The following is a 2,971-nucleotide window of genomic DNA, read 5'->3' on the forward strand; positions in this document are numbered from 1 at the left end:
TACCTTAACGGGTAATAGTGCTATCGTCGCATTGTCCGGGAACAACCGGAAAAATGTCGCGTAAATGTATCAGTTCAAATTGACAACAGTCAATCCGATTATGAAAACCTCTGTTTGGCATAAAGAATCAGTATCAACCCTAATCCAAACATTTTTACTCCTGGTGCTGCTGTTGAGTTTTTTCCTGATGATTAGTATGGCAGGCACCGTTTGAGATTAGAGATGATCGAATTATCGCGATGCACTATGCTCAATGACCAAAAATACACCCCGTCTCTTTTGAGCGGGGGAGTTGGAAATTTAAAGTCGCACTAATAGGTTAAGGCCGTGGGTATCGGTGCCACAGGTAGGCAGTAAATTGTAATCCCAAGCCAGTTGTTGTATTTCTTCAGTAATTTTCGGCGTTGGATACCAGGGGTTAGTCCGGCGATAGCCATAGAAAACCTCAACGCCATCAATTCCTAGGCGACTGGCTTCGGGGATGAGTTCTGCGGATGGGCGGCGATAGCGTGCTGGGTGAGCTAAAACAGCTAGACCGCCAGCATTTTGGATAGCGGCGATCACAGCCCCAGCCCCGGAATTTTGACGAGGGGCGGAATGATGCTGTAAATAGGGATAGATACTGGGAGCATCTGGGTCAAAAGCATAGCCCAAAATATGCACGTCGGTTTCCAGGAGGTGGGCGTTAATTTCAACACCCGTCCACAGGGTCAGGGATGGGATGTTGTCTGGTTTGCAAGCATGACTTTTCCGGTGATTTAACCAATGCCGGGCGATTTGATAGCCCTCAGTGGTATGGTGGTCTGTGATGGCAAGTCCTTTGAGTCCAATAGCGATCGCCTGTTGAATTAGGGCGATCGGGTCAAGCTGTCCATCCGATTTCGTGGTATGAGCATGGAAATTGTAGGATGTGGGACAGCTATCCGCATCAATTCCCTGTAAGACTTGAATAAGTGCTGACCGACTCATAGCCGTAGACTCAACATATTGCTTCTGAGCATTTTCCCAAGTTTTCGATAAACTGGAGAAGGATGCAGAAGCCGGGACAAGATTGACTGACATAGCCGTCGATTTCTTAATAAACCTTTACCTACATCTACTGTATCGAATTTATCAGGCCTGATGTGGGATTTCGGCTGATTTAAGGACGATTTTAGATTTAAAATTCTTATATATACTTACTAATTCTTATATATACTTACTAACTGCCATTTTAGGGAAGGATGGGGCGATCGGGTGGAATTGCCGATGCCCATTTTTCCCCACCCTAAGCTGATGCTTCACTGTTGCGATAACTAGCCGCCTGATTAAGCAATTTAGACCAACGCTTCTGTACCTGTTTGGGAGTACATTTGAGAGCGACTGCGATCGCCTTATCAGTTTCTCCATCCCGCTTGAGTTGCAATAAAGTCCTTTCCGCCAGAGACAGATTATCTTGAAACACCCGCCATTGCTCAGTAGTCATCCCCAGTTTTTGGTCTAAGTCCGCTCCCAACCACTCATGAACCAGTTTCCAGTTATTAGAGTGAGCAAACTTTTCGACATGGTACTTAAACCGTTGTTGTAAGTAGTCCCGTTGACGAGGGGTGAGATTAAGGGCCTTATCAATATCGCCGGCTTGCCAATCCTGAAGTTTCAGAACCAGATAATCTACACAATCATTCTGACCCTGAGCTTCCAAATATTGTATCAGTTCTGCAATCACGCGATCGCGCAATACAGCATCAGCCGGGTCAACCATCTCAGACACCATCAAATCGCGAATTTGCTGCATAGCGTGGGTGCGACTTTGAGCCTCAGCTTCCTCAGTTTTGCCCCCCTCAACCGCCAATTCAATATCAAGAGACATTTCTGGGGGTTGACCTTTAGCAAAACCTTGAGCCCGCAGGACGATTAACCGTTGGCGGTTGCGACCCGGTAAACCAATCTGACGCTTGGCATATTGTTCTGTAAAAGCCATATATTCAGAGAGTTCTAACCGAGTTTGGGGGGTGTATTCCGCTTCCAGTTGATGTTCACGACGAAACGCCCGCAGAGACTCAATATAGAAGCCTTGGAGGAAATCTTCAATCAAATTATACCGAGCCTGGAAATGCAGATTAGAGTTAAAAGGAGCCACATGGCGGTACACCATCGCCGCCAAATTTGAGTGCAGTTCAACCCGACCTTGGCGAGAACCCAGACGATAGTATTGTAAGCATTTTTGCAGGCGATGGCGGGCTAAGTTCAGTTGCCAGGTTCCTACTTCCCCGGAATCTTGAATCCGCTTGCTTTTGCTGCAAATGCGATCGACTTCTATAGCAATTCGCATCATTACTGACTCGCTGCTGGCTGGTTTCAGTTTCAGAACTTGCTGAATTTCCTCTAGGAGGCTGTTAACTACCGTTTGAGTATGTAAGGTCTCAACACTGTTATCTGACAGTTCAGGGGCGGCGACGACGTTGGTAGAATTAGTATTAAACATTTTAATTACCTGGTATAAGTGGGCTGTTGCAGAGGTTGAGGCGTAGGTGCAAGGTCTTGGCTGGCTTGTTTGTTTCCCTGTCCTGATTCAACTCTCTACAATTTGAATAGTAGGAGCAACCACATTCAAACAGGGTCTGAACTGTTCCACTCTTTTAAGTAACTGCAATCACTGCTAGGGTGAACTGACCCACTATGTGAATATCACTCTCGAACCTATTTCGCTCAAACTCCCTCTGGATAAGGATTTAGACATCAGCGCGATCGCTCCTTTTCCCCCATCGTTCAACCTATAGGGCTACCCCCATTTCGTAGACAGTTACCTAACTGGTTCCTTCTGTAGTCTTCTCAAATGGATCTTGGGTTCCACGCTCTATCCACCCAACCTATTAAATATGTTGGGTTCCACTACAGTTACAGAAAACCCCCTGATGTTGGGTTCCACTACAGTTACAGAAAACCCCCTGATGTTGGGTTCCACTACAGTTACAGAAAACCCCCTGATGTT

At 46.3% G+C, this 2,971-nt stretch carries 2 protein-coding genes and 1 pseudogene; 1 reads left to right on the plus strand and 2 read right to left on the minus strand.

Annotated elements, in window-relative coordinates; all coding sequences use genetic code 11:
• Nucleotides 1-64 (plus strand): annotated as a pseudogene (locus ACTIE0_RS23660) (zinc ribbon domain-containing protein); the annotation flags it as partial.
• A gap of 236 nt (nucleotides 65-300) precedes the next feature.
• Here the strand turns inward: ACTIE0_RS23660 and ACTIE0_RS23665 are convergent.
• Nucleotides 301-1,062 carry a PHP domain-containing protein gene (locus ACTIE0_RS23665; protein ID WP_006624246.1) on the minus strand — a complete coding sequence of 254 codons (762 nt, stop codon included), beginning with the start codon at nucleotides 1,060-1,062 and terminating at the stop codon, nucleotides 301-303.
• 205 nt (nucleotides 1,063-1,267) lie between these two features.
• Nucleotides 1,268-2,464: a HetZ-related protein gene (locus ACTIE0_RS23670; protein WP_006624247.1), complete on the minus strand. Its 1,197-nt coding sequence runs from the start codon at nucleotides 2,462-2,464 to the stop codon at nucleotides 1,268-1,270.
• Nucleotides 2,465-2,971: the final 507 nt, after the last annotated feature.

Origin of the sequence: Limnospira sp., from assembly GCF_051859755.1 — a bacterium.
GTDB lineage: Bacteria > Cyanobacteriota > Cyanobacteriia > Cyanobacteriales > Microcoleaceae > Limnospira > Limnospira fusiformis.